The organism is Pseudomonas sp. NBRC 100443 (assembly GCF_030268185.1).
Lineage (GTDB): Bacteria > Pseudomonadota > Gammaproteobacteria > Pseudomonadales > Pseudomonadaceae > Pseudomonas > Pseudomonas citronellolis.
Genome location: NZ_BSQE01000005.1, coordinates 244,162 through 269,574, shown reverse-complemented (window position 1 = coordinate 269,574; position 25,413 = coordinate 244,162). Strand labels below are relative to the sequence as shown.

The following is a 25,413-nucleotide window of genomic DNA, read 5'->3' as shown; positions in this document are numbered from 1 at the left end:
GCGGGCGCCGTCGGGCTCAGAGGTGTTGCAGCAGGCGGCGGGCGGCTTCCAGGCCGCTCAGCCAGGCGCCTTCGACGCGGCCGGAGAGGCACCAGTCGCCGCAGGCGTAGATGCCCAGGTCGGCATCGGCCAGCGCGCCCAGCTGGTGCGCTTCCAGCGGCCGGGCATAGAGCCAGCGGTGGGCCAGGGCGAACACCGGTTCGGGCACCGCGCAGCCGATCATCTCGGCGAAGGTGCCCAGCAGGTGCTCGATGACGGTTTCCTTGGGCTTGTCGATGTTCTGCCGGCTCCAGCTGCTGCTGGCGTGCAGCACCCAGGTGTCCATGTGTTCGTCGCGGCCGGGCTTGCAGCGGTTGCTGGCCATCCAGGTCAGCGGGCCTTCCTGGACGAAGCAGCCTTGCACCGGCGTCTGCAGGGGCTCGGCGAAGCCCAGGGCCACGGCCCAGGTCGGCTCCATGGCGATGCTCGCCGCCGCCGCCGCCAGCTTGGGCGCGCCGGCCAGCAGCGCCGCGGCCTGCGGCGCCGGGGTGGCGACCAGGACGTGGCTGAACGGGCCGTGGTTGCAGCCTTCGGAGTCCTGCAGGTGCCAGTGCTGTTGGCCGCGGAAGACTTCGGTGATGCGGCAGGAGAAGGTGACCTGCAGCCCCTGCAGCAGCGCGCGGGTGATGGCGCTCATGCGCGGGGTGCCGACCCAGCGCGGCTGCTCGTCCGGCGACGGGCTGAGCATGCCGTCGCGGTACTGGTACAGGGCCGGGTCCCACTCGGCGACCCAGCCGGCATCGCGCCAGTGCTGGATGGCGTCGAGGAAGCGGCGGTCGCGGGCGGTGAAGTACTGGGCGCCGAGGTCGAGCGCGCCAGCATCGCTGCGCTTGCTCGCCATGCGGCCGCCGCTGCCGTGGCCCTTGTCGAAGAGCTGGACTTCCTGTCCCGCGTCGAGCAGGGCGTGGGCGGCTGAGAGTCCGGCGATTCCGGTGCCAATGATGGCAATGGGGGCGCTCATGACATGCCTCGTAGGTTGTTGTGTTCAGGTTAGCGAGTCGAACAGCCTTGTACAATCTGTTTTATTTGTATAGTTGTTCGGTCGCCGTTCGAACGGTCGAGCGGAATTTCGTCCACGCTTCGCGGCCATTCCTTCGGGGGCGTCGCGTATCGGTTCCGGCATTTACAGCGTAGACGTTCGCCACACTCGGACGGGTGCAGTAATGCAAGCGTCGTTCCCTCGTCCAGACTGATGGTAGGTGTGGGAGTTCAGCGCAAGGAGGTTCAGATGCACATCTTCATTACCGGCGGTACCGGCCTGATCGGCCGCCGCCTGTCCCGCCACTGGAGCGCCGCCGGCCATCGGCTGATAGTGCTCAGCCGCCGTCCGGAGCGCGTCGCCGAGCTTTGCGGGCGCGAGGTGCGGGGCGTTTCCAGCTTCGAGGCGGTGGGCGACGAACAGGTCGACGCGGTGGTCAACCTGGCCGGCGAGCCCATCGCCGAGCGGCCCTGGACGGCGCGGCGCAAGGCGCTGCTGTGGGACAGCCGGGTACGCCTCACCGAGCGCCTGGTGGAGTGGCTGGAAGGCCGCAGCCAGCGGCCCTCGGTGCTGATCAGCGGCTCGGCGGTCGGCTGGTACGGCGACGCCGGCGAGCGTCCGCTGGACGAAGGCAGCGCGGCGGCCGGCGAGGATTTCGCCAGCGAGCTGTGCCTGGCCTGGGAACAGATCGCCATGCAGGCAGAGGGCCTGGGCATCCGCGTGGTGCGCCTGCGCACCGGGCTGGTGCTGGCGCCGGAGGGCGGTTTCCTCGCGCGCCTGGTGCCGGCCTTCCGCTTCGGCCTGGGCGGCCAGCTGGGCAACGGCCGGCAATGGATGTCCTGGGTGCACATCGAGGACATGATCGGCCTGATCGATTTTCTCTTGCAGCTAAGCGACGCCAGCGGTCCGTATAATGCGTGCGCGCCGCAGCCGGTGCGCAACCGCGATTTCACCCGGGCCCTGGGCCAGGCGCTGCACCGCCCGACCCTGCTGGGCGTGCCGGCCTTCGCCCTGCGCACCCTGCTCGGCGAGCTGTCGCTGCTGTTGCTCGGCGGCCAGCGCGTGGAGCCTCGGCGCCTGCTGGAAGCCGGCTTCGTGTTCCGCTACAACGATCTGCCGGCCGCCCTCGCCGATGTCCTCGCGCATCGCCCGGCGGCCGCCGCCCACCGTCACTAAGGATGCTGCATGACCCTCAACGCCCTGCTGCTGGTCAACCTGGGCTCGCCGGCCTCGACGGAGGTGGCCGATGTGCGCCGTTACCTGGACCAGTTCCTCATGGACCCGTACGTCGTCGACCTGCCCTGGCCGGCGCGGCGCCTGCTGGTGTCGCTGATCCTGCGCAAGCGCCCGGAGGAGTCGGCGCACGCCTATGCCTCCATCTGGTGGGACCAGGGCTCGCCGCTGGTGGTGATCAGCCGCCGCCTGCAGCAGGTCATGCGCAAGTACTGGCCGCACGGCCCGGTGGCGCTGGCCATGCGCTACGGTCAGCCGTCCATCGAGAACGCCCTGCTGGACCTCTACGAGCAGGGCGTGCGCCAGGTGACCCTGGCGCCGCTGTACCCGCAGTTCGCCGACAGCACCACCACCACCGTCATCGAGGAGGCCCGCCGGCTGATCCGCCAACTCGGCCTGCACGGCATGCACCTGCTGGTGCTGCCGCCGTTCTACGCCGAGCCGGAATACCAGCAGGCCCTGCTGACCAGCGTGCAGCCCTACCTGGAGCAACCCTACGACCACTTGCTGCTGAGCTTCCACGGCCTGCCCGAGCGGCACATCCGCAAGCTGGTGGGCGACCGCAAGCATGACCTCGACGCCGCCGACAGCCGCCACGTGCGTCCGGAGGTCCTGGCGCTGTGCTACCGCAGCCAGTGCCTGCGCACCGCGGAGCTGTTCGCCGAGAACGCCGCCCTGGAGAAGGGCCGCTGGTCGGTGTCGTTCCAGTCGCGCCTGGGCCGCGCCAAGTGGATCGGCCCCTACACCGACGCGCAGCTGGAAGTCCTGGCGAAGCAGGGCGTGAAGCGTTTGCTGGTGATGTGCCCGGCTTTCGTCGCCGACTGCATCGAGACCCTGGAGGAAATCGGCCAGCGCGGCCGCGAGCAGTTCCTCGCCGCCGGCGGTGAGGAGCTGGTGCTGATCCCCTGCCTGAACGACCAGCAGGCCTGGGCGCTGGCGCTGGCGCGGTTGTGCGAGCGCTTGCCGGAGCCGCTCTGACGGCCGGCTTTGCGCCCGCAGGAGAGACGTCGTCGTAGGATGGGTTGAGCGAAGCGATACCCATCACCATGGCTCGGCTTTGGCCCGGCGGCTCCGGGGCTGGCCTTGGCGTTGGCTGTGGCCCCGGTGTATCGGCGGATAACCGCGAACGGTTATTCGCCCTACGTCCCGGTCGGGCCTGGCGTAGGGCGCATAACGCCTACGGCGTTATCCGCCGCTTGGCCTCGACTCCCGGCGCCTCCGGGGTTGGCCTGGGCGTTGGCTGTGGCCTCGGTGTATCGGCGGATAACCGCGAACGGTTATTCGCCCTACGTCAAGGTCGGGCCTGGCGTAGGGCGCATAACGCCTACGGCGTTATCCGCCGTTTGGCCTTGGTTCCCGGCGGCTCCGGGGCTGGCCTTGGCGTTGGCTGTGGCCCCGGTGTATCGGCGGATAACCGCGAACGGTTATTCGCCCTACGTCCCGGTCGGGCCTGGCGTAGGGCGGATAACGCCTACGGCGTTATCCGCCGCTTGGCCTGGGCTATGCCGATTCAGGGCGGCAGCCAGGCCCTACACCTTGAATTGATTCACCAGCCGCCGCTGCTGCTCCGCCAGCCTGGTCAGCTCGGCGCTGGCCTGGGAGGCTTCGTCGGCGCCGCCGGCCACCTGGTTGGCGACCAGGCCGATGTTGGCGACGTTGCGGTTGATGTCCTCGGCTACCGCGCTCTGTTCCTCGGCGGCGCTGGCGATCTGGGTGTTCATGTCGTTGATCACCGACACCGCCTGGGTGATCGACTCCAGCGCCTGGGCCGCCTCGTGGGCGTGGCGCACGCTGTCGTCGGTCTTCTCCTGGCTCTGCTGCATCACCTGCACCACTTCGCGGGTGCCGTTCTGCAGCTGCTGGATCATGCTCTGGATTTCCTCGGTGGCCTGCTGTGTCTTCTGCGCCAGGTTGCGCACTTCGTCGGCCACCACGGCGAAGCCGCGGCCCTGCTCGCCGGCCCGCGCCGCCTCGATGGCGGCGTTGAGCGCCAGCAGGTTGGTCTGCTCGGCGATGCCGCGGATGGCCACCAGGATGGCGTTGATGTTCTCGCTGTCGCGGGCCAGGGTCTGCACCACGCCGACCGCGCGACCGATCTCGGTGGCCAGGGCCTGGATCGCCGCCGAGCTGCTCTCGACGATCTGCTTGCCCTGGTGCGCGGCCTGGTCGGCGTGGCTGGCCGCTTCCGCCGCGTGGGTGGCGTTGCGCGCCACGTCCTGGGCGGTGGCGGTCATCTCGTGGACGGCGGTGGCCACCAGTTCGATCTCCGCCAGTTGCTTCTGCACGCCCTGGTTGGTGCGGATGGCGATGTCCGCGGTGTGCTCGGAGGAGTCGCTGACGTGCTGCACCGAGGTCACCACCTGGCCGATCATGCCCTGCAGCTTGCCGAGGAAGGTGTTGAAGCCGCGGGCGATGGAGCCCAGCTCGTCGGCGCGCTCGCTGGACAGGCGGCGGGTCAGGTCGCCTTCGCCCTGGGCGATGTCGTCGAGCATGCCGACCAGCTGGCGCAGCGGCCGGGCGATGCCGTGGCCCACCAGCCAGATCACCAGCAGGCCGCCGGCGGCGATGAGCAAGCCGACCAGGGTCATGCCCAGGGTGTCGGAATCGCTCTGCGCCTTGAGCGCGCCCTGCAGTTGCTTGAGTTCGCCGAACACGGCCTGGCGCGGGATTTCCAGCATCAGCGTCCAGTGCGTGCCGGTGTCGCCGATGGCGAAGGGCAGGAACACGGCGATGGTGTCGCGGGCCTCGTCCTGCTGGTACAGCGGCTGCTCGCCCTGCAGCTTGCCGAGGCTGGCGGCCTGGCTCGCGTCCAGCACCTTGCCGGCCGGCTCGCCGAGCTTGCCGGCGTCCTTGGTGTAGGCCACCAGGCGGCCGTTGGCGGAGATCAGCGCCAGCTCGCCGGCGCCGTCGTAGAGGGTGGCGTCGGCGGCCTTGAGCAGGTCCTGGATGAAGTCCAGGGACAGGTCGGCACCCACCGCGCCGCGGAACTGGCCGTCGACCATGACGGGCGCGTTGAAGGACGACATCATTACCATCCTGCCGCCCATTTCATAGGGCGCGGGGTCGATCACGCAGGGCTTGTGGCGTTCCTTCGGGCACAGGTAGTACTCGCCCTCGCGCACGCCGGTGGGCAGCACCTTCTGGCTTTCCAGGGTGTCGCCCATGGCTTCCACGGTGAGGCTGCCGTCGGCCTTGCGGTACCACCAGGGCATGAAGCGCCCGCTGGCGTCGTAGCCGGCGCCGGTCTGCCCGGCGTAGAGGCTGTCGGGGCCGGCGAAGGCGCCGGGTTCCCAGCCGGCGAAGGCGTCCAGCAGCTTGGGGTTCTGCTGCACGGTCTGGCGCAGCAGGTTGGACATCTCGCCGCGGCTGATGCCCAGCAGCGGCTTGCCTTCGGCGTCCTTGCCATCCATCAGCATGTTGGCCTGGGCCAGGCCCTTGACCACCGTCAGCGGGTATTCCAGTTCGCGCTGGATCTGGCTGGCCTGGGCACGCGCCAGGGCTACCAGGCGTTCGTTGATGACCTTCTCCAGCAGCGCCTGGGTGCGCTCCTGTACCAGTGTCTGGGTGCGCCCGCCGGCGAACAGGGCATAGAGTACCAACGCCGCCACCACAGCCAGGACACTGGCCCCGGCCAACGCCACCACGGAAAACTGGATCGACTTGAACTTCATGGCGAAATACTCGCGTACCAGGGACAGCCTGTTCCGGTGTATCGGCAGGACTTCAGAGTTTCCTTAGGAAATGCCTGTAATGGGTTGTAACGCCCTTGTGTCGTCTCCTTTGCGGAGCGGTTGCCGGCCATCGGGGGGCGGCCTACCATTGCGCGCTGTCCAAGGGAGATTGCATTGCTTCAGGAGAGCATCATGCCCAGCCTATTCCGCTTCACCGGCCTGGCCGCCGCCCTGCTCCTGGCCGGGTGCCAGCAGGTCAACACCACCAGCGGCGGCGCCGTCGGCGTCGAGCGCAAGCAGTACATGTTCAGCATGCTGTCGAGCCAGCAGGTCGACCAGATGTACTCGCAGTCGTACCAGAAGACCCTCACTGACGCGACTTCGGCGGGCAAGCTGGACAACGACAGCAGCGACGCCAAGCGCGTCAAGGCCGTGGCCGCGCGGTTGATTCCGCAGACCGGCGCGTTCCGCCAGGACGCCCCGGGCTGGGACTGGCAGGTCAACGTGATCAAGAGCGACGAGCTCAACGCCAACTGCGGCCCCGGCGGCAAGATCATCTTCTACAGCGGCCTGATCGATCAGCTGAAGCTCAGCGACGACGAGATCGCCGCGGTGATGGGCCACGAGATCGCCCACGCCCTGCGTGAGCACGGCCGCGAGCAGATGTCCCGCGCCTACGCCGTGCAGATGGGCGAGAACCTCGGCGGCGCGCTGCTGGGCCTGGGCGAGACCAGCAAGCAGCTGGCCGACCAGGTGGTGCAGTACAGCCTGACCCTGCCCAACAGCCGGCAGAACGAGACCGAGGCCGACCTCATCGGCCTGGAGCTGGCCGCCCGCGCCGGCTACAACCCCCAGGCCGCGCTGACGCTGTGGCAGAAGATGGGCCAGGCCGGTGGCGACGCGCCGCCGGAAATCCTCAGCACCCACCCGGCGGACAGCACGCGCATGGCCAACCTGCAGGCCGCCATTCCCAAGGTGATGCCGCTGTACGAGCAGGCCAAGGGCCGCAATTGACGAGCGGGGGGATCGACGCCGTCGATCCGTTGCAGCCGGCCGCCGACGCGGCCGGTTCGACCATCACCAGGGAGCGCCAGTGAAAATCGCAGTACTCGGAGCCACCGGGCTCCTCGGCCACCACGCCGCGCGCGCCATCAAGGCCGCCGGCCACCAGTTGGTGCTGGTCCATCGCCCGTCCTCGCAGATCCAGCGCCTGGCCTACCTGGAGCCGGAGTGCCGGGTCGCCGAACTGTTCGACTACAAGGGGCTGGAGCGCGCCCTGAGCGGGCTCGACGCGGTGATCTTCAGCGCCGGCTACTACCCGCAGCGGCCGCGCCGCTGGCAGGAGGAGGTGGCCAGCGCCCTGGACCAGACCAATCATTTCTACGCGGCCTGCCTGCACAACAAGGTGCCGCGCATCCTCTACGTCGGCTCGGCCTTCGCCATGCCCCCGCACCCCCAGGGCCTGCCCGGCCACGAGGGGCTGTTCTACGAGAGCCTGCCCACCGGCAAGAGCGCCTACGTGATGTGCAAGTGGGCGCTGGACGAACAGGCCCGCGAGCAGGCCCGCGGCGGCCTGCCGGTGGTGATCGGGATTCCCGGCATGGTGCTGGGCGAGCTGGACATGGGCCCGACCACCGGGCGCCTGATCACCGCCATCGGCCGCGGCGAGATGTCCCACTACGTGCCGGGGCGGCGCAACGTGATCGATGCCGGCGAAGCGGGGCGCGGCCTGCTGATGACCCTGGAGCGCGGGCGCATCGGCGAGCGCTACCTGCTCACCGGGCACAACGTGGAGATGGCCGAGCTCACCGCCACCATCGCCCACCTGCTGGGCCGCCCGGCACCGCAGCCGATGCCGCTGCACCGCGCCCGCGCGCTGGCCACCCTGGGCCGCTGGCGCTATCGCCTGACCGGCAAGCTGCCGCTACTGGACGAAACCGCCATCGAGGTGATGGCCGGCGGGCAGTTCCTCGACGGACGCAAGGCCCGCGAGGAGCTGGGCTTCGAAAGCCACGTGCCGCTGGAAGACACCCTGCAACGAGCCATCGACTGGTTCCGCGCCAACGGGTACCTGTAGGCGCAACAGTCTTGCCGACTGCGCCGGGGAATACCGTGCCTTACCGCAAACTGTAGGAGCGGGCCCTGCCCGCGAATCGCGCGCAGGGCGCGCTCCTACAGGGGAATGGTGTGGGTGGGGCGGCGCGGATCCTATCCGCGAATCGCGCCGATACGCCCGGCTATCGCGGACAAGGTCCGCTCCTACGGGGAAACTCCGTGCCTTACCGAAAACTGTAGGAGCGGGCCCTGCCCGCGATTTCGCGCGCAGGGCGCGCTCCTACAGGAGAAGGCCGCTGCCTCAGGGTAGCGCCTGCTCCGCCAGCGGGCGGTTCTGCAGGCCCATCTGGCTGCGGAAGCTTTCCATGTCGATCAGCGTGCACAGCTCCTGCAGCTTGCCGTGGCTGTTGAACAGCCACAGGGCCATGCCGGGGATGCTGACCACCTTGTCGCTGGCCGGGTAGCCGAAGGCGGGGCGGCTGATGGTGCCCACCAGGGTGCTCCAGGTGAACACCTTGTGGCCCTCGCTTATGCATTCCTCGACCACCACTTCCAGGTCGTCCATGGACGCACGGATGCCCTCGATCAGCTGCCGGTAGCCGGCGCTGTCCAGGGGCTGGGCGGAGAAGCTGCTCTTGTAGAGGAAGTCCGGGCTGTGCAGCTGGGTGGCCAGGGCCAGGCGGCCCTTGTTCCAGCTCAGGTCGATGTGCTGGCGGGCGAGGCGTTTCAGGTCCTTGTCGGTCATGGCTGTTTCCTTCAGCGAAGGGGTGACAGCTACAACTGTAGGACGATGGCGTGGCGGCAACATTGGCCGCCACGCCGGAGCGGCTGTCAGAACAGCCCGGACAGCGTGGCCGCGTGCCAGGCCGCGGCCAGACCCAGGACGGCGAAGGCACAGGCGGCCAGGCGGCGGATCAGCGCCAGCGGCAGGCGCTCGGCGGCGAAGTTGCCGGCCAGCACCACCGGCACGTTGGCCAGCAGCATGCCGATGGTGGTGCCCAGTACTACCAGCCAGAAGTGCGGGTACTGCGCGGCCAGCATCACGGTGGCGACCTGGGTCTTGTCGCCCATCTCGGCGAGGAAGAAGGCGATCAGCGTGGTGAGGAAGGGACCGAACTTCTTCAGGCCTCCCTCTTCGTCGTCATCCAGTTTGTCCGGCACCAGGGTCCAGGCCGCCACGGCGAGGAAGGAGGCGGCCAGCAGCCAGCTCAGGGCGGCTTCGGAGAAGAAGGTGGAGACCCATTTGCCCACGGCGCCGGCGGCGAAGTGGTTGACCAGGGTCGCGGCGACGATGCCGGCGATGATCGGCCAGGGCTTGCGGAAGCGCGCGGCGAGGACGAGGGCGAGCAGTTGCGTCTTGTCGCCGATTTCGGCGAGGGCAACCACCAGGATGGGGACGAACAGGGATTCCATCAGGCTTTCCTAAGGGGGCGGGTCGACTAATCACCAATGACACGCGCCATCCGCCCACCCCGGGTCGGATCGCTCGTGTCATAGGTCTTGTCAAACCCGGGCCCGACTGCTGCGGGCCTTGGGGTCGCACGCGCCATGGTCTGCGGACCAAGTGTGTTGACGCGTGCCGGGCGAGGGCGGGAACCGCTCGCGGGAGACTACTCCCCTAGGACGGGGCGCATTCTGCCCAAGTCGTCCGGCTTGGGCAAGCCCGGCGTTCAGTCGACGTCGCGGCCGGAGGTGACGTCCATCTCCTCGTAGCGGACGAAGCGGTTGCCGTTCTTCAGGCGGTAGCCCCACCAGATGACGAGGAATAGCGGCAGGCTTATGTAGGTGGCGACCAGCCCGGTCCAGTCGATCGTCTCGCCGACGAACGCCTGGTAGTTCTGCCCGAGGGTGATTGCCAGGCACAGGGCGAAGGCGAACAGCGGGCCGAAGGGGAACCACTTGGCGCGGTAGGGCAGCTCCTCCAGCTTGCCGCCCTGCAGCAGGTAGCCCTTGCGGAAGCGGTAGTGGGAGATGGCGATGCCCAGCCAGACGATGAAGCCGCACATGCCCGAGGTGTTGAGCAGCCAGGTGTAGACGGTCTTGTCGCCGATGAAGCTGGTGAGGAAGCACAGCCCGCCGACCAGCGTGGTGGCGTAGAGCGCGTAGCGTGGCACGCCGCTCTGCGAGATCTGCCGGAACAGGCGTGGCGCCTGGCCATGCAGGGCCATGGTGTAGAGCATGCGGGTGGAGGCGTACATCCCCGAGTTGCCGGCGGAGAGGATCGCCGAGAGGATCACCGCGTTCATCACCCCGGCCGCCGCGGCCAGGCCGGCGCGCTCGAAGAGCAGGGTGAAGGGTGAGGTGCTGATGTCGCTGCTGTCGGTCTTGAGCAGGTTCGGATCGGTGTAGGGGATGAGCATGCCGATGACGAAGATCGACAGGATGTAGAACATCAGGATCCGCCAGAACACCTGGCGGATGGCGATGGGGATCGACTTGTGCGGGTGCTCCGACTCGCCGGCGGCGACGCCGATCAGCTCGGTGCCCTGGAATGAGAAGCCGGCGATCATCGCCACCCCGACCATGGCCTGCAGGCCGCCGACGAAGGGCGCGTCGCCGGTGGTGAAGTTGCTGAAGCCGGGGGAGTCGATGCCGTGCATGATGCCGAAGATGCTGGCCAGGCCGATGCCGATGAAGATCACCACGGCCACCACCTTGATCAGCGCGAACCAGAACTCGCTCTCGCCGAAGCCCTTCACCGAGAAGAAGTTGAGGCCGAACATGATGGCCAGGAAGATCGCGCTCCAGTACAGGCCGGGCACGTCGGGGAACCAGAAGTTCATCACCAACTGCGCGGCCACCAGTTCCGCGGCGATGGTCACCGCCCAGTTGTACCAGTAGTTCCAGCCCATGGCGAAGCCGAAGCCTTCGTCGATGAAGCGGCTGCCGTAGGTGGAGAAGGAGCCGGAGTCGGGAATGTAGGCGGCCATCTCGCCCAGGCTGGTCATCAGGAAGAACACCATCAGGCCGATCAGCGCGTAGGCCAGCAGCGCGCCGCCGGGGCCGGCGGTGGCCACGGTGCTGCCGGAGGCGACGAACAGCCCGGTGCCGATCGAGCCGCCGATGGCGATCATGTTCAGGTGCCTGGGCTTGAGCGAACGCTTGAGGTGCGCAGGGGTCTTTTCCGGTGACTTCACGAAGGTCAGCTCGGCTTCTTTCACGGTGCTTTTCACGGCGATCCTCGGCTCGTGAGGCGCGCCGGCCCGGCGCGCCCTTTCGGTCTGGGTGGAGTGTAGTGGGGCTGCGGCGAGGCGCCCGGGCTCAGGGGCGACGGGCGCTGTAGATGCGGAAACCGTCGCCCTCGGCGAGGCTGCGGCAGGGCCCCAGGTGCTGTTCGATCAGCGGCGGGTACTTGAGGAAGCTGTTGGCCACCAGGCGCAGTTCGCCGCCCGGGCGCAGGTGTTGCGCGGCTTCGCGCAGCAGGCGTTCGCTGGCCTGGTAGTCGGTGTGCACGCCCTGGTGGAAGGGCGGGTTGCTGACGATGGCGGCCAGGCCGGCCGGCGCCGCGTCGATGCCGTCGCCGCCGATCACCTCGCCTTCCAGGCCATTGGCGGCGAGGGTCAGGCGGCTGCTCTCCAGGGCGAAGGCGTCGACGTCGAGCAGGCTCAGGCGGCTGCCCGGGTAGCGGCGCTTGAGCACCGCGCCGAGCACGCCGGCGCCGCAGCCGAAGTCCAGCACCTGGCCTTCGGGCAGGCCGTCCAGGTGTTCCAGCAGCAGGGCGCTGCCGCGATCCAGGCGGCCATGGCTGAACACGCCGGGCAGGGTGACCACCTGCAGTTCGCCGTCGGCCAGGGCCAGCGTGTAGCGCAGGGCCAGGGCGTGCAGGTCGGGGCAGGGCAGGGCGCCGTCGATGGCGGCGTGCCACAGCTGGCAGTGCCGCGCGCTGTCGAGCTTGGCGGCCTTGGCCAGGGCGCCGAGCTGCCTGGCGGCGCGCTCGACGCCGGCGCGTTTCTCGCCCACCAGGTACAGCTGGCCGCCGGGCACGCGGCTGGCCAGGGCGGCCAGCAGGTAGTCGGTCAGCTCGCGGGACTTGGGCAGGAACAGCACGGCGGCGTCGAACCCGCCCTCCGGCGGCGTCACGCCGAAGTGGCAGCGCCCCGGATAGCGGCCGTCCAGTTGCCGCTGCTCGCCGGCATGCCAGCTCCAGCCCAGGGCTTGCGGCAGCTCGCCGAGCAGGCCGTCGGCGGGCAGGCCGGCCAGCAGCACGCGGCCGGCGAAACGTTCGATCTGGCGCAGCAGCACCTCGCTGGTGGGGGCGTTGGACATGCGGCCTCCTGAAAAAGGGCGCGAGTTTAGCACTTCGCGCTTCAGTCGACCCGCCGCAGCTTGTCGCCGCGGAAGAAGGCCGCGGCGTTGTCCGTCACCTGGCCGACGATGCGCTGCCGCGCCTCGCGGCTGCCCCAGGCGTTGTGCGGGGTGACGATCAGCCGCGGGATGTCGCCGGCCAGCAGCGGGTTGCCGTCCTTCGGCGGCTCGACGCTGAGCACGTCGGTGGCGGCGCCGCCCAGGTGGCCGCGGCGCAGGGTGTCGGCCAGGGCCTGCTCGTCGATCAGGCCGCCGCGGGCGGTGTTGACGATGAAGGCGCCGGGCTTCATCAGGTCCAGTTCGCGCTGGCCGATCATCCCGCGGGTCTGCTCGGTCAGCGGGCAGTGCAGGCTGATGGCGTCGACCTGCGGCAGCAGCTCGTCCAGCGCCAGGCGGTCGGCGCGCGGCGGGCGGCCAGGAAGTTGGCCGAGCAGCACGCGCATGCCGAAGGCTTCGGCCAGGCGGGCCACCGCGCCGCCCAGCTCGCCATGGCCGAGCAGGCCGAGGGTCTTGCCTTCCAGCTCGACGATGGGGAAGTCCAGCAGGCAGAACTGGGTGGACTGCTGCCAGCGCCCGGCGCGGACCGCCGCCTGGTAGTCGGGCAGCCGGGTGGCCAGGGCGAGCAGCAGCAGGATGGCGTGCTGGGCCACCGAAGCGGTGCCGTAGCCCTGGCAGTTGGCCACGGCGATGCCGCGCTCGCGGGCGGCAGCCAGGTCGACGTTGTTGGTGCCGGTGGCGGTGACCAGGATCAGCTTGAGGTCCGGGCACTGGGCCAGGGTTTCGGCGCTGATGGGCGCCTTGTTGCTGATGGCCACGTTGGCCTCGCGCAGGCGCCCGGCGATCTCGTCCGGGGCGCTGGCGGGGTGCAGGACCAGCTCGCCGAAGGCCTGGCGCAGGGGTTGCAGGTCGAGGTCGCCGAGGTCGAGGGAGGCGGTGTCGAGGAAGACGGCGCGAGTGCTGTTCATCGCTGGCTGTACCTTTTGCGGGAAGCGGGGCTGACGTAAGGTTGCCAGCCTGACAGCGTTAATCCCACCCCTGCGGAGGTTGCATGTACTGGACGGAATTTTTCACCGTGGCGCTGATCCACCTGCTGGCGGTGGCCAGCCCGGGCCCGGACTTCGCCGTGGTGGTGCGCGAGAGCGTCACCCACGGCCGCCGCGCCGGCACCTGGACGGCGCTGGGCGTGGGCTGCGCCATTTCCATCCACGTGACCTACTCGCTGCTGGGCATCGGCCTGATCGTTTCGCAGTCGATCATGCTGTTCAACACCCTCAAGTGGCTGGCCGCGGCCTACCTGTTCTACATCGGCATCAAGGCCTTGCGCGCCAAACCCAGCGGTGGCGACGGCAGTGTGACGGCTGCTGCGCCGAGCGAACGCACCCCGCGCGGCGCCTTCGTCGCCGGCTTCGTCACCAACGGCCTGAACCCCAAGGCCACGCTGTTCTTCCTCTCGCTGTTCACCGTGGTCATCAACCCGCACACCCCGGTGCTGGTGCAGGCCGGCTACGGCGTCTACCTGGCCTGCGCCACCGCGGCCTGGTTCAGCTTCGTGGCGCTGCTGTTCAGCCAGCAGCGCGTGCGCGCCGGCTTCGCCCGCATGGGGCACTGGTTCGACCGGATGATGGGGGTGGTGCTGGTGGGGTTGGGGGTCAAGCTGGCGCTCACCGAGTTGCGCTGAGGGTTAGGGGCCGCCTTTCGTAGGGGCGAGCTTGCTCGCGGATGGTGTTTGGCTGGGGCTTTGGGGGTTGCGCTTTAGAGCGCCCTCTCCCTAACCCTTTCCCTGAAGGGAGAGGGGACCGTTCGGTGTGTTCGGTTGCTTCGGCGTTAGCCGGCTTGTACCGATTACCCGGCTAACACCAAATCCTTTCTCGGCACGGACAAGCTCCCTCTCCCTTCAGGGAGAGGGCTGGGGAGAGGGGCTCTCAAGCAGCCGAGAATCGCGACAGCCCTGTCCGCGATATCACGCGCAGGGGAATGGCATACACAGCGGCTCGCACGGAGCCGAAACGAAAAGGGCGCGACCGAAGTCGCGCCCTTTGCGTTTCCGGTAACAGCGTTACAGCAACTCGACGGCCACCGCGGTGGCTTCGCCGCCGCCGATGCACAGCGAGGCCACACCGCGCTTGCCGCCCTTGTTCTGCAGGGCGTTGATCAGGGTGACGATGATCCGCGAGCCGGTGGAGCCCACCGGGTGGCCCTGGGCGCAGGCGCCGCCGTAGACGTTGACCTTGGCGTGGTCCAGGCCGTGCTCGCGCATGGCCAGCATGGTGACCATGGCGAAGGCTTCGTTGATCTCGAACAGGTCGACGTCGTCCTTGTTCCAGCCGGTCTTCCTGAACAGGTTGGTCATGGCGCCGATGGGGGCCAGGGTGAATTCGCTCGGGTCCTGGCTCTGGGTGGCGTGGCCGACGATCTTCGCCAGCGGCTTGAGGCCGCGGCGGGCGGCTTCCTCGGCGGTCATCAGGACCAGCGCGCTGGCGCCGTCGGAGATGGAGCTGGCGTTGGCCGCGGTGATGGTGCCGTCTTTCTTGAAGGCGGGTTTCAGGCTGGGGATCTTGTCCAGGTTGGCGGTCAGCGGCTGTTCGTCGTCCTTCACCACCACCTCGCCCTTGCGGGTGGTGACGGTGACCGGGACGATCTCGCTGGCCAGCGAGCCATCCTGGATGGCGGCCTGGGCGCGCTTGAGCGATTCGATGGCGTAGGCGTCCATCTCTTCGCGGGTGATGCCGTTGCTGTCCGCGGTGTCCTGGGCGAAGGAGCCCATCAGGCGGCCAGTGCGGGCGTCTTCCAGGCCGTCGAGGAACATGTGGTCCTTGATCTCGGCGTGGCCCATGCGCAGGCCGGTGCGGGCCTTTTCCAGCACGTAGGGGGCGTTGGACATGCTTTCCATGCCGCCGGCGACCATCACCTTGTTGGTGCCGGCCTTGAGCAGGTCGTGGGCCAGCATCACCGCCTTCATGCCCGAACCGCACAGCTTGTTGATGGTGGTGCAGCCGGTGGCGGCGGGCAGGCCGGCGTTGAGCGCCGCCTGTCGGGCCGGGCCCTGCTTCAGACCGGCGGGCAGCACGCAGCCCATGATCACTTCCTCGACATCGCCGGCCTCGATGCCGGCGCGGGCGACTGCTTCGCGGATGGCGATGGCGCCCAGGTCGACGGCGGAAACGCCGGCCAGGCTGCCCTGGAAGCCGCCCATAGGAGTGCGGGCGCCGCTGACGATGACGATTTCGGACATGGAAACTACCTCTTGGCTTTTGTTCTCGGGGTGTTCTGGAGGCTCGGCCGTGAACGACCGGGTGGCGGCGATTCTAGCGCGTGACCGGATCAGGCCAAAGAGTCACCCGCAAATCACTCTTTGGATGGATGATTGGTCATGGTTGCGCCTCTACAGTCACCGGCATCGACTCCCATGAAGGTCCCACAGGTAAGCCGAACATGCTCAAGACCCGTCTCCTCCCCGCTGCGAGCAATGCCTACCAGTACCCGTTGCTGATCAAGAGCCTGCTGCTGTCCGGCGCGCGCTACGAAAAAAGCCACGAGATCGTCTACCGCGACCTGGTGCGCTACAACTACGCCACCTTCAACGAGCGCGTCGCGCGCCTGGCCAACGTGCTCACCGAGGCCGGCGTGCAGGCCGGCGACACCGTGGCGGTGATGGACTGGGACAGCCATCGCTACCTGGAGGCGATGTTCGCCATCCCGATGATCGGCGCGGTGCTGCACACCATCAACATCCGCCTTTCGCCGGAGCAGATCCTCTACACCATGAACCATGCCGAGGACCGCTTCGTGCTGGTCAACGCCGAGTTCGTGCCGCTCTACCAGGGCATCGCCGGGCAACTGACCACGGTGCAGAAGACCCTGCTGCTGACCGATGGCGCCGACAAGAGCTGCGCACTGGCCGACTGCATCGGCGAGTACGAGACGCTGATGGCCGCGGCCAGCCCGCGCTACGCCTTCCCCGACTTCGACGAGAATTCGGTGGCCACCACCTTCTACACCACCGGCACCACCGGTAACCCCAAGGGCGTGTACTTCACCCACCGCCAGTTGGTGCTGCACACCCTGGCCATGGCCTCGACCATCGCCAGCCTGGACAGCATCCGCCTGATGGGCAACAGCGACGTGTACATGCCGATCACGCCGATGTTCCACGTGCACGCCTGGGGTACTCCCTACGTGGCCACCATGCTCGGTATCAAGCAGGTGTACCCGGGGCGTTACGACCCGGAACTGCTGGTCGAGCTGTGGAAACGCGAGAACGTCACCTTCTCCCACTGCGTGCCGACCATCCTGCAGATGGTGATGAACGCCAAGGCCGCCCAGGGCGTGGACTTCAAGGGCTGGAAGATCATCATCGGCGGCAGCGCGCTGACCCGCTCGCTGTACGAGGCGGCCCAGGCCCGCGGCATCCAGCTGACCGCGGCCTACGGCATGTCCGAGACCTGCCCGCTGATCTCCTGCGCCTACCTCAACGACGAGCTCCTGGCCGGCAGCGAGGACGAACGCACCACCTACCGGATCAAGGCCGGCGTGCCGGTGCCGCTGGTGGACGCGGCGATCATGGACGAGCACGGCCAACTGCTGCCGGCCGACGGCGAGTCCCAGGGCGAGCTGGTGCTGCGTTCGCCCTGGCTGACCCAGGGCTACTTCCGCGAGCCGCAGAAGGGCGAGGAACTCTGGGCCGGCGGCTGGATGCACACCGGCGACGTGGCCACCCTCGACGGCATGGGCTTCATCGACATCCGCGACCGCATCAAGGACGTGATCAAGACCGGCGGCGAATGGTTGTCCTCGCTGGAGCTGGAAGACCTCATCAGCCGTCACCCGGCGGTGCGCGAAGTGGCGGTGGTGGGGGTGCCGGACCCGCAATGGGGCGAGCGCCCGTTCGCCCTGCTGGTGCTCTTCGAGGGCCAGCAGCTGGACGCCAAGGGGCTGAAGGAACACCTCAAGCCTTTCGTCGAACAGGGCCACATCAACAAGTGGGCGATTCCTTCGCAGATCGCCGTTGTTACTGAAGTTCCCAAGACCAGCGTGGGCAAGCTGGACAAGAAGCGCATCCGTGTGGATATCGCTCGTTGGCAGGAGTCCGGCAGCGAATTCCTCTCCGCCCTGTAAGCCCTTCCCTACAGGCTGCGTCCCCCGAGCAAGCGCTTGGCACGGGGCGCGGCCTCTGCTAATCCTTCCTGCGAGCCGTCTAGCTTGCGGCTCGTTGCCGCAGCGACGCGCTAAATCACACTTTCGAGGGATCAAGCCCGCCGGGGGGCTGGCTATAGTCGCTGCCACTCATAACAAAAAACACACATGGAGTAGCGTCGATGACACAAATGAAGAAGATCTGGCGCCTGGCTCGTTTGCCACTGGCCGTCAGCCTGGCTTCCACGCTTGCCACCCCCGCTTCGGCGGTCACCTTCAACATCGGCGAGATCGAGGGCTCCTTCGACTCCAGCCTGTCGGTCGGCGCCAACTGGTCGACGCAGAATCCGGACAAGAACCTGATCGGTTCCAACAACGGCGGTCACGGCCTGTCGCAGACCTCCGACGACGGCCACCTGAACTACAAGGCCGGCAAGACCTTCTCGAAGATCTTCAAGGGCATCCACGACCTGGAGCTGAAGTACGGCGACACCGGCGTGTTCCTGCGCGGCAAGTACTGGTACGACTTCGAGCAGAAGGACGAGAGCACCGAGTTCAAGCCGCTCAGCGACAGTGGCCGCAAGACCGCCGCCAAGGCTTCCGGCGCCGAGCTGCTGGACGCCTTCATCTATCACAAGTACAGCATCGCCGACCTGCCGGGCAACGTGCGCCTGGGCAAGCAGGTGGTGAACTGGGGCGAGAGCACCTTCATCCAGGGCGGCATCAACTCGATCAACCCGTTCGACGTCACCGCGCTGCGCCGTCCTGGCTCCGAGATCAAGGAAGCCCTGGTGCCGGTGAACATGTTCTACCTGTCGCAGAACCTCACCGACAACCTCTCCGCCGAAGGCTTCTACCAACTGGAGTGGGACCAGACGGTGGTGGACAACTGCGGCACCTTCTTCTCCCAGCCGGACGTGATCGCCGACGGCTGCACCGACAACCTGCGCGTGCTGACCAATGCCCAGGCGCTGGGGGCGGGGAACGTGGCGCTGGCCAAGCAGTTCGGCGTGGACGTCAACAACGAGGGCGCCCTGGTGCGCCGCGGGCCGGACCGCGATGCCCGCGACAGCGGCCAGTACGGCCTGTCGCTGAAGTACTACGCCGACGCCCTGAACACCGAGTTCGGCGGCTACTACATGAACTACCACAGCCGCCTGCCGATCTTCAGCGGCCGCGGCGCTTCCCAGTCCATCTACAACCTGGCCAACTCCCTCAGCGGCACCCCGCTGCAAGCCTTCGCCCCGCTGCTGGTGGCGGGCAACTCCTCGTACTTCGTCGAGTACCCGGAAGACATCCACCTGTATGGCCTGAGCTTCTCCACCACGCTGCCCACCGGCACGGCCTGGCAGGGCGAGATCAGCTACCGGCCCAACGCCCCGGTGCAGCTGAACACCACCGACATCCTGTTCTCCGGCGTGGTGCCGCTGGGCGGCGTGTACGGCAACGCTTCGGTGCTCGAGGGGGTTCCGGACACCGACCTGCACGGCTACCGCCGCAAGGAAATCACCCAGCTGCAGACCACCTTCACCCACTTCTTCGACCAGGTCATGGGCGCCGAGCGTCTGACCCTGGTGGGCGAGGTGGGCTGGACCCACGTCGGCGGCCTGGAAAGCACCTCCAAGGCGCGCTACGGCCGCGACCCGGTATTCGGCCCCGGCCCGCTCCCGGCGACCGGCAACCTGAACACCTGCCAGGTGCTGAACAACTCGACCCTGGGCAGCGCGCCGAAGAACAACCTGTCGCGCAACTGCGAGAACGACGGCTTCACCACCGCCGACTCCTGGGGCTACCGCATGCGCGCCATCTGGGACTACAACGACGTGTTCGCCGGGGTGAACCTCAAGCCCAACGTGGCCTGGTCCCACGACGTAGACGGCTATTCGCCCGGCCCGGGCGGCAACTTCGAGGAAGGCCGCAAGGCGATCAGCCTGGGCGTCGACGCCGACTACATGAACACCTACACCGCGAGCCTTTCCTACACCAACTACTTCGACGGCAAGTACTCCACCCTGGTCGACCGCGACTTCGTCGCGCTCAGCTTCGGCGTGAACTTCTAAGCGGCACCCGCGCCCCGCCCGGGCCCGGGCGGGGCGCCAGCAGACAGAGATCGCGAGCGCGGCGGCGCGGCCGCCGCGCGAGCAGTAACGACTCATCGAGGACGACGCGATAATGAGAACAACAAAGAGACTGCTGCAAACCGGCGCACTGGCCCTGGGCCTGAGCCTGCTGGCCACCCAGGTGATGGCTGCGGTGTCCGCCGCCGACGCCGCCAAGCTGGGCACCACCCTGACCCCGGTCGGCGCCGAGAAGGCCGGCAATGCCGACGGCAGCATTCCCGCCTGGACCGGCGGCCTGCCGAAGAACGCCGGCGCCGTGGACAGCAAGGGCTTCCTCGCCGACCCCTTCGCCAGCGAGAAGCCGCTGTTCACCATCACCGCGCAGAACGTCGAGCAGTACAAGGACAAACTGACCCCCGGCCAGCTGGCCATGTTCAAGCGCTACCCCGACACCTACAAGATGCCGGTGTACCCGTCGCACCGCACCGCCACCCTGCCTGACTCGGTGCTCGAAGCGACCAGGAAGAACGCCACCGCCACCAACCTGGTGCAGGGCGGCAACGGCCTGCAGAACTTCCAGACCGCCAACCCCTTCCCGATCCCGCAGAACGGCCTGGAAGTCATCTGGAACCACATCACCCGCTACCGCGGCGGCCACGTGCGCCGTCTGGTGACCCAGGCCACCCCGCAGGTCAACGGCAGCTACTCGCTGGTGTACTTCCAGGACGAGTTCGTGTTCCGCACCGACCTGAAGGACTACGACCCGAGCAAGCCGAGCAACGTGCTGTTCTACTTCAAGCAGCAGGTCACCGCCCCGGCGCGCCTGGCCGGTAACGTGCTGCTGGTGCACGAGACCCTCGATCAGGTCAAGGAACCGCGCCTGGCATGGCTCTACAACGCCGGCCAGCGCCGTGTGCGCCGCGCCCCGCAGGTGTCCTACGACGGCCCCGGCACCGCCGCCGACGGCCTGCGCACCTCGGACAACCTGGACATGTACAACGGCGCGCCGGACCGCTACGACTGGAAGCTGGTGGGCAAGCAGGAGCTGTACATCCCGTACAACAACTACAAGCTCGACGATCCCAAGCTGAAGTATGCGGACATCATCAAGCCCGGCCACCTCAACCAGGACCTGACCCGCTACGAGCTGCACCGCGTCTGGCATGTGGTCGCAACCCTGAAGGCCGGCGAGCGCCACATCTACGCCAAGCGTGACTTCTACATCGACGAGGACACCTGGCAAGCCGCCGAGATCGACCATTACGACGGCCGCGGCACCCTGTGGCGCGTAGCCGAGGCCTTCTCGCAGTACTACTACAACAACCAGGTACCGTGGTACACCGCGGAAACCCTGTACGACCTGCTCTCCAGCCGCTACCTGGTGCTGGGCCTGAAGAACGAGGAGAAATCCGCCTACGACTTCAACTACAGCGCCTCTGAAAGCGACTTCACCCCCGCAGCGCTGCGTCAGGAAGGCGTGCGCTAAGTCGAGTCGCCTTGCTGAAAGCCGGCCTTCGGGCCGGCTTTTTCATGGGCCCGGGGTGGCTACGGTGGCGTGGCAGAATGCCGCTATACTCACGGCAAAACGCCGCCATGGGTGAGCCCTTGCCTCACGCGTACCGCAACCTGCTCGACGACGAAGAGATCGAGGCGCTGCTGGAAATCACCGTCCGTCCCGAGCGCCCCCCGACGGTGCTGCTGGTGGACGACGACCCGCAGGTGCTCGCCGAGATGCGCGAGCTGATCGAAAGCGCCGACCTGCAATGCCTGACCGCGAGCAACAGCGCCCAGGCCCTGCGCCGTATCGGCCGCGACGAATCGGCCATCGACCTGCTGGTCACCGACCTGTGCATGGAAGGCGAGGGCGCCGGCCTGGAGCTGATCCGCCAGCTCCACGCCCGGGGCACCTTCCTGCCGATCATCGTGCTCTCCGGCACCACCCGCGCCCGCGACGTGGTCGAGGCGATGCGCCTGAACGTGCTGGACTTCCTGCTCAAGCCGGTGGAGCCGGAGGAGTTTCTGCGGACGCTCAAGCGTTGCCTGTGAGGCCCCTGGTCATCTCCGCTACGGGGGAGGAACACCGCGCTTTCCCGGCTACCTGTAGGAGCGGGCCCTGCCCGCGATTCGCGCGCAGGGCGCGCTCCTACATGGGAATGGCGCGGGTGGGGCAGCGTAGGAGCGGATCTCATCCGCGAATCGCACCGGGATGGCCGGTTATCGCGGACAAGGTCCGCTCCTTGGGGGGAGGAACACCGCGCTTTCCCGGCTACCTGTAGGAGCGGGCCATGCCCGCGATTCGCGCGCAGGGCGCGCTCCTACATGGGAACGGCGCGGGTGGGGCAGCGTAGGAGCGGATCTCATCCGCGAATCGCGCCGGGATGGCCGGTTATCGCGGACAAGGTCCGCTCCTACGGGGGGAGGAACACCGCGCTTTCCCGGCTACCTGTAGGAGCGGGCCCTGCCCGCGATTCGCGCGCAGGGCGCGCTCCTACATGGGAATGGCGCGGGTGGGGTAGCGTAGGAGCGGATCTCATCCGCGAATCGCGCCGATACGTCCGGCCATCGCGGACAAGGTCCGCTCCTACGGGGGGAGGACCGTGCTTCCCGGCTACCCTACATTGCAGGTGAGCACGGCTTTTCGTGGGAGCGAGCTTGCTCGCGAACATGTCCGCGCGGCGGAATCCCTTCGTACTGGTTACAACGCCTGCGCCTTGAAGGTATCGCACTTGCCCGGCGAGCCCGAGTCGAAGCCGAGCTTGAACCAGCGCATGCGCTGCGCCGAGGTGCCGTGGGTGAAGGAGTCCGGCACCACGGTGCCGCGCGACTGCTTCTGCAGGCGGTCGTCGCCGATGGCGTTGGCGGCGTTCAGCGCGCTTTCGATGTCGCCCGGCTCCAGCCATTGCAGGCGCTTCTGGGCGTTGTTGGCCCATACGCCGGCGAAGCAGTCGGCCTGCAGCTCCAGGCGCACCGACAGGCCGCTGGCGCCCTCCATGGGCGCGCCGCGGCGGCGCGCGGCCTCGACCTTGGCCGAGATGCCCAGCAGGTTCTGCACGTGGTGGCCGACCTCGTGGGCGATCACGTAGGCGCGGGCGAAGTCGCCGGCGGCAGAGAAGCGCTGCTCCATCTCGCGGAAGAAGCCCAGGTCCAGGTACACCCGGTGGTCGCCGGGGCAGTAGAACGGGCCCACCGCCGAGGAGGCGAAGCCGCAGGCGGAGTTCACCCCGCCGTTGAACAGGATCAGCTTGGGCTGCTCGTACTGGGCGTTGCTGTGGGCGAAGATCTGCCCCCAGGTGTCCTCGGTGTCGCCGAGCACGGCGCGCACGAAGTCCACCTGCGGGTCGGCGCCGGTCGCCGGGCGGCCCTGCACCTGCGGGCGCGCCGGGGCCTGGCCGGCGTCCATCTGGCCGAGCAGGCTGCCGAGGATCTGCATCGGGTCCTGGCCCATCAACAGGCCGACCACCACCACGATGGCCACCCCGCCCAGGCTCAGGCCGCGGCCGCCGATGCGCATGCCACCGCCGCTGTCGTCGCGGGCATCCACCACGTTGTCGCTGCGTCGTCCTTTGCGCCAGAGCATGGCGTCTTCTCCTGAAAGTTCGTGGATTGAGTGTCGTCGGCGCCCGGCCGACCCGCCAGGCCGGCCGTCAGGCCAGCGCGCAGAGCAACTGGGCGTGGGCCAGCAGTTGCACCTTGCCGCCCACCTGCACCTGGTCGTCGTCGCCGACGCGCACTTCCAGCAGGCTGGGGCGACCGGCGAAGCGGCCCTGGTTCAGCTCGAAGGTCTCGCCGCGACGGGCCTTGCCCAGCTCCACCAGGTAGGCGGCGACCGGGCCGGCGGCGCTGCCGGTGGCGACATCCTCGACCAGCCCGGCGTTGTCCCAGGTGCGGCCCTCGCGGTTATCCACATCCAGCAGGAAGACGAAGGCCGCGCCCAGGGCGGCCAGGCGCTCGCCCAGCTCGGCGCGCTGACGGATGCGCCCGAGAGCCTCGCTGCGCACCGGCAGCAGCACGTAGGGCAGGCCGGTGCTGATCACCTGCGCCGGGTAGTCGGCGAGGTCGCCCGCGTTCAGCGAGAAGGCTTCGGCGAACCAGCGACGTTCCTCCGCGTCGAGCACGGCGCCGAACTGCGCCTGGCCCTGGTTCATCTGCGCGATGAAACCGTTGCCGTGGCGGCGGGTGGTGAGGTTCACGTCCCTGGTCGCCAGCTGCAGCGTCCAGTGCTCCTGTTCGCCACGCTGGTGGATGTGGTGCAGCAGCGCGGCGGCGCCCAGCAGCGGGTGGCCGGCGAAGGGCAGTTCTTCCTCGGGAGTGAAGATGCGCGCGGCGTAGGTGTCCAGCTCGGCGCTGGGGAACAGGAAGATGCTCTCGAACTGGCGCAGCTCCTGGGTCAGCGCCTGCAGCGTGGCGTCGGCCAGGCCGCGCGCGTCGGCGAACACCGCCAGGCCGTTGCCGGCCAGCGGGCGGTCGGCGAACACGTCGAGTTGCCAGTAATGCAGAAAGGACATGGTGCTCCCGTGGAAAGTAGGGCTCGACAGCGAGCCTAGCGGCGGATATGTTCGCCGACAAGAAAAGCCCAGCTTTTCAGGCCACCGCAGTGGCCGGCGTCGCTCGGACGGTTCCGGGCGCTTACGTTCACCGAGGAAATCATGACTGAACCCCGTTCAGCACGCCGTTTCGCGCGTATCGACCGTCTCCCGCCCTACGTCTTCAACATCACCGCCGAACTGAAGATGGCCGCCCGCCGCCGCGGCGAGGACATCATCGATCTGTCCATGGGCAACCCCGACGGCGCCACCCCGCCGCACATCGTCGAGAAGCTGGTGCAGGTCGCCCAGCGCGAAGACACCCACGGCTACTCCACCTCCCGCGGCATTCCGCGCCTGCGCCGGGCGATCTCGCACTGGTACAAGGAGCGCTACGCGGTGGACATCGACCCGGAAACCGAGGCCATCGTCACCATCGGCTCCAAGGAAGGCCTGGCGCACCTGATGCTGGCCACCCTGGACCACGGCGACAACATCCTGGTGCCGAACCCCAGCTACCCCATCCACATCTACGGCGCGGTGATCGCCGGCGCCCAGGTGCGCTCGGTGCCGCTGGTGCCGGGCATCGACTTCTTCAACGAGCTGGAGCGGGCGATCCGCGAGTCGATCCCCAAGCCGAAGATGATGATCCTCGGCTTCCCCTCCAACCCCACCGCGCAGTGCGTGGAGCTGGACTTCTTCGAGCGCGTGGTGGCCCTGGCCAAGCAGTACGACGTGCTGGTGGTGCACGACCTGGCCTACGCCGACATCGTCTTCGACGGCTGGAAGGCGCCGTCGATCATGCAGGTGCCGGGGGCCAAGGACATCGCGGTGGAGTTCTTCACCCTGTCCAAGAGCTACAACATGGCCGGCTGGCGCATCGGCTTCATGGTCGGCAACCCGGAACTGGTCTCGGCGCTGGCGCGGATCAAGAGCTACCACGACTACGGCACCTTCACCCCGCTGCAAGTGGCCGCCATCGCCGCCCTGGAAGGCGATCAGCAGTGCGTGCGCGACATCGCCAGCCAGTACCAGGCGCGCCGCGACGTGCTGGTGAAGGGCCTGCACGAGGCCGGCTGGATGGTCGAGAACCCCAAGGCGTCGATGTACGTCTGGGCGAAGATCCCCGAGCCCTATGCGCACCTGGGCTCGCTGGAGTTCGCCAAGAAGCTGCTGAAGGACGCCAAGGTGTCGGTGTCGCCGGGTATCGGCTTTGGTGACTATGGCGACGACCATGTGCGCTTTGCGTTGATCGAGAACCGTGATCGCTTGCGCCAGGCGGTGCGGGGGATCAAGGCGATGTTCCGGGCGGATGGGGTGTTGCCGAAGGCCAAGGTGGCTGAATAAGGCGGGAATGAAGAGAAGCGGCCGGTTGGTCGCCCCTTTTTGTTTGTGGGGGAGGGGCGGAAGGGCTT

Annotated in this window: 20 protein-coding genes and 1 riboswitch; of the genes, 10 read left to right on the top strand and 10 right to left on the bottom strand. The window is 68.0% G+C overall.

All coding sequences use genetic code 11. The features are described from left to right. Window positions 1–16 precede the first annotated feature (16 nt). Window positions 17–1,000: an NAD(P)/FAD-dependent oxidoreductase gene (locus tag QSJ95_RS09005; RefSeq protein ID WP_009617460.1), complete on the bottom strand. Its 984-nt coding sequence runs from the start codon at window positions 998–1,000 to the stop codon at window positions 17–19. 267 nt (window positions 1,001–1,267) lie between these two features. On the opposite strand from QSJ95_RS09005, the gene QSJ95_RS09000 reads away from it, so the two are divergent. Together QSJ95_RS09000 and hemH are read left to right on the top strand one after the other, a co-directional pair. Further along, window positions 1,268–2,194: a TIGR01777 family oxidoreductase gene (locus QSJ95_RS09000; protein ID WP_285641761.1), complete on the top strand. Its 927-nt coding sequence runs from the start codon at window positions 1,268–1,270 to the stop codon at window positions 2,192–2,194. A gap of 9 nt (window positions 2,195–2,203) precedes the next feature. Then, window positions 2,204–3,229: a ferrochelatase gene (gene hemH, locus QSJ95_RS08995; RefSeq protein WP_285641759.1), complete on the top strand. Its 1,026-nt coding sequence runs from the start codon at window positions 2,204–2,206 to the stop codon at window positions 3,227–3,229. 551 nt (window positions 3,230–3,780) lie between these two features. On the opposite strand, the gene QSJ95_RS08990 is transcribed toward hemH, so the two are convergent. Then, a complete protein-coding gene (locus tag QSJ95_RS08990; RefSeq protein WP_285641758.1) occupies window positions 3,781–5,922 on the bottom strand; it encodes a methyl-accepting chemotaxis protein in 2,142 nt (713 codons plus the stop codon). Window positions 5,923–6,114: 192 nt separating this feature from the next. On the opposite strand from QSJ95_RS08990, the gene QSJ95_RS08985 reads away from it, so the two are divergent. Both QSJ95_RS08985 and QSJ95_RS08980 read left to right on the top strand, forming a co-directional pair. Continuing rightward, window positions 6,115–6,936 (top strand): M48 family metallopeptidase, encoded by an 822-nt coding sequence (locus QSJ95_RS08985; protein ID WP_061560681.1) that lies wholly within the window; start codon window positions 6,115–6,117, stop codon window positions 6,934–6,936. Window positions 6,937–7,015: 79 nt separating this feature from the next. After that, window positions 7,016–7,999, top strand: a complete 984-nt coding sequence (locus tag QSJ95_RS08980; RefSeq protein WP_074977386.1) for an NAD-dependent epimerase/dehydratase family protein — start codon at window positions 7,016–7,018, stop codon at window positions 7,997–7,999. A 279-nt stretch (window positions 8,000–8,278) separates the two neighbouring features. Here QSJ95_RS08980 and QSJ95_RS08975 read toward each other — a convergent pair whose 3' ends face one another. The 5 genes from QSJ95_RS08975 to QSJ95_RS08955 all read right to left on the bottom strand — a co-directional run bounded on the left by QSJ95_RS08975 (window position 8,279) and on the right by QSJ95_RS08955 (window position 13,247). Beyond that, the gene (locus QSJ95_RS08975) at window positions 8,279–8,722 is read right to left on the bottom strand and encodes a ketosteroid isomerase-related protein (RefSeq protein ID WP_043313657.1); all 444 of its coding nucleotides are present in this window, start codon (window positions 8,720–8,722) and stop codon (window positions 8,279–8,281) included. An 86-nt stretch (window positions 8,723–8,808) separates the two neighbouring features. Beyond that, on the bottom strand, window positions 8,809–9,390 hold the full coding sequence (locus QSJ95_RS08970) for a TMEM165/GDT1 family protein (RefSeq protein WP_009617469.1): 582 nt from the start codon (window positions 9,388–9,390) through the stop codon (window positions 8,809–8,811). A gap of 67 nt (window positions 9,391–9,457) precedes the next feature. Beyond that, window positions 9,458–9,608, bottom strand: a riboswitch (yybP-ykoY riboswitch). A gap of 39 nt (window positions 9,609–9,647) precedes the next feature. Next, window positions 9,648–11,114: an amino acid permease gene (locus tag QSJ95_RS08965; protein ID WP_285641857.1), complete on the bottom strand. Its 1,467-nt coding sequence runs from the start codon at window positions 11,112–11,114 to the stop codon at window positions 9,648–9,650. A 124-nt stretch (window positions 11,115–11,238) separates the two neighbouring features. Further along, a complete protein-coding gene (locus QSJ95_RS08960) occupies window positions 11,239–12,243 on the bottom strand; it encodes a methyltransferase (RefSeq protein ID WP_285641753.1) in 1,005 nt (334 codons plus the stop codon). A gap of 41 nt (window positions 12,244–12,284) precedes the next feature. Continuing rightward, the gene (locus QSJ95_RS08955) at window positions 12,285–13,247 is read right to left on the bottom strand and encodes a 2-hydroxyacid dehydrogenase (protein WP_285641752.1); all 963 of its coding nucleotides are present in this window, start codon (window positions 13,245–13,247) and stop codon (window positions 12,285–12,287) included. A gap of 83 nt (window positions 13,248–13,330) precedes the next feature. Here QSJ95_RS08955 and QSJ95_RS08950 point away from each other — a divergent pair, with 83 nt between their 5' ends. Continuing rightward, entirely contained in the window at window positions 13,331–13,960 is a 630-nt protein-coding gene (locus QSJ95_RS08950; RefSeq protein WP_285641750.1) for a LysE family translocator, read from the top strand. A gap of 378 nt (window positions 13,961–14,338) precedes the next feature. Here QSJ95_RS08950 and QSJ95_RS08945 read toward each other — a convergent pair whose 3' ends face one another. Further along, window positions 14,339–15,514 carry an acetyl-CoA C-acyltransferase gene (locus QSJ95_RS08945; RefSeq protein ID WP_285641749.1) on the bottom strand — a complete coding sequence of 392 codons (1,176 nt, stop codon included), beginning with the start codon at window positions 15,512–15,514 and terminating at the stop codon, window positions 14,339–14,341. 200 nt (window positions 15,515–15,714) lie between these two features. On the opposite strand from QSJ95_RS08945, the gene QSJ95_RS08940 reads away from it, so the two are divergent. From QSJ95_RS08940 to QSJ95_RS08925, 4 genes are all read left to right on the top strand, one after another. Beyond that, complete coding sequence (locus QSJ95_RS08940; RefSeq protein ID WP_009617479.1) at window positions 15,715–17,397, top strand: fatty acid--CoA ligase; 1,683 nt, start codon at window positions 15,715–15,717, stop codon at window positions 17,395–17,397. 200 nt (window positions 17,398–17,597) lie between these two features. Beyond that, window positions 17,598–19,475, top strand: a complete 1,878-nt coding sequence (locus tag QSJ95_RS08935; RefSeq protein WP_285641747.1) for a DUF1302 domain-containing protein — start codon at window positions 17,598–17,600, stop codon at window positions 19,473–19,475. Window positions 19,476–19,587: 112 nt separating this feature from the next. Further along, the gene (locus tag QSJ95_RS08930; RefSeq protein WP_009617481.1) at window positions 19,588–20,961 is read left to right on the top strand and encodes a DUF1329 domain-containing protein; all 1,374 of its coding nucleotides are present in this window, start codon (window positions 19,588–19,590) and stop codon (window positions 20,959–20,961) included. Between the two features lie 119 nt (window positions 20,962–21,080). After that, entirely contained in the window at window positions 21,081–21,521 is a 441-nt protein-coding gene (locus tag QSJ95_RS08925) for a response regulator (protein ID WP_169720925.1), read from the top strand. A gap of 649 nt (window positions 21,522–22,170) precedes the next feature. Here the strand turns inward: QSJ95_RS08925 and ypfJ are convergent. Together ypfJ and QSJ95_RS08915 are read right to left on the bottom strand one after the other, a co-directional pair. After that, a complete protein-coding gene (ypfJ, locus tag QSJ95_RS08920) occupies window positions 22,171–23,052 on the bottom strand; it encodes a KPN_02809 family neutral zinc metallopeptidase (protein WP_074977409.1) in 882 nt (293 codons plus the stop codon). A gap of 67 nt (window positions 23,053–23,119) precedes the next feature. Then, complete coding sequence (locus tag QSJ95_RS08915; RefSeq protein ID WP_074977411.1) at window positions 23,120–23,980, bottom strand: PhzF family phenazine biosynthesis protein; 861 nt, start codon at window positions 23,978–23,980, stop codon at window positions 23,120–23,122. 141 nt (window positions 23,981–24,121) lie between these two features. Here QSJ95_RS08915 and alaC point away from each other — a divergent pair, with 141 nt between their 5' ends. Continuing rightward, window positions 24,122–25,345, top strand: coding sequence for an alanine transaminase (gene alaC / locus QSJ95_RS08910; protein ID WP_285641739.1), 1,224 nt, complete (start codon window positions 24,122–24,124; stop codon window positions 25,343–25,345). Window positions 25,346–25,413 lie beyond the last annotated feature (68 nt).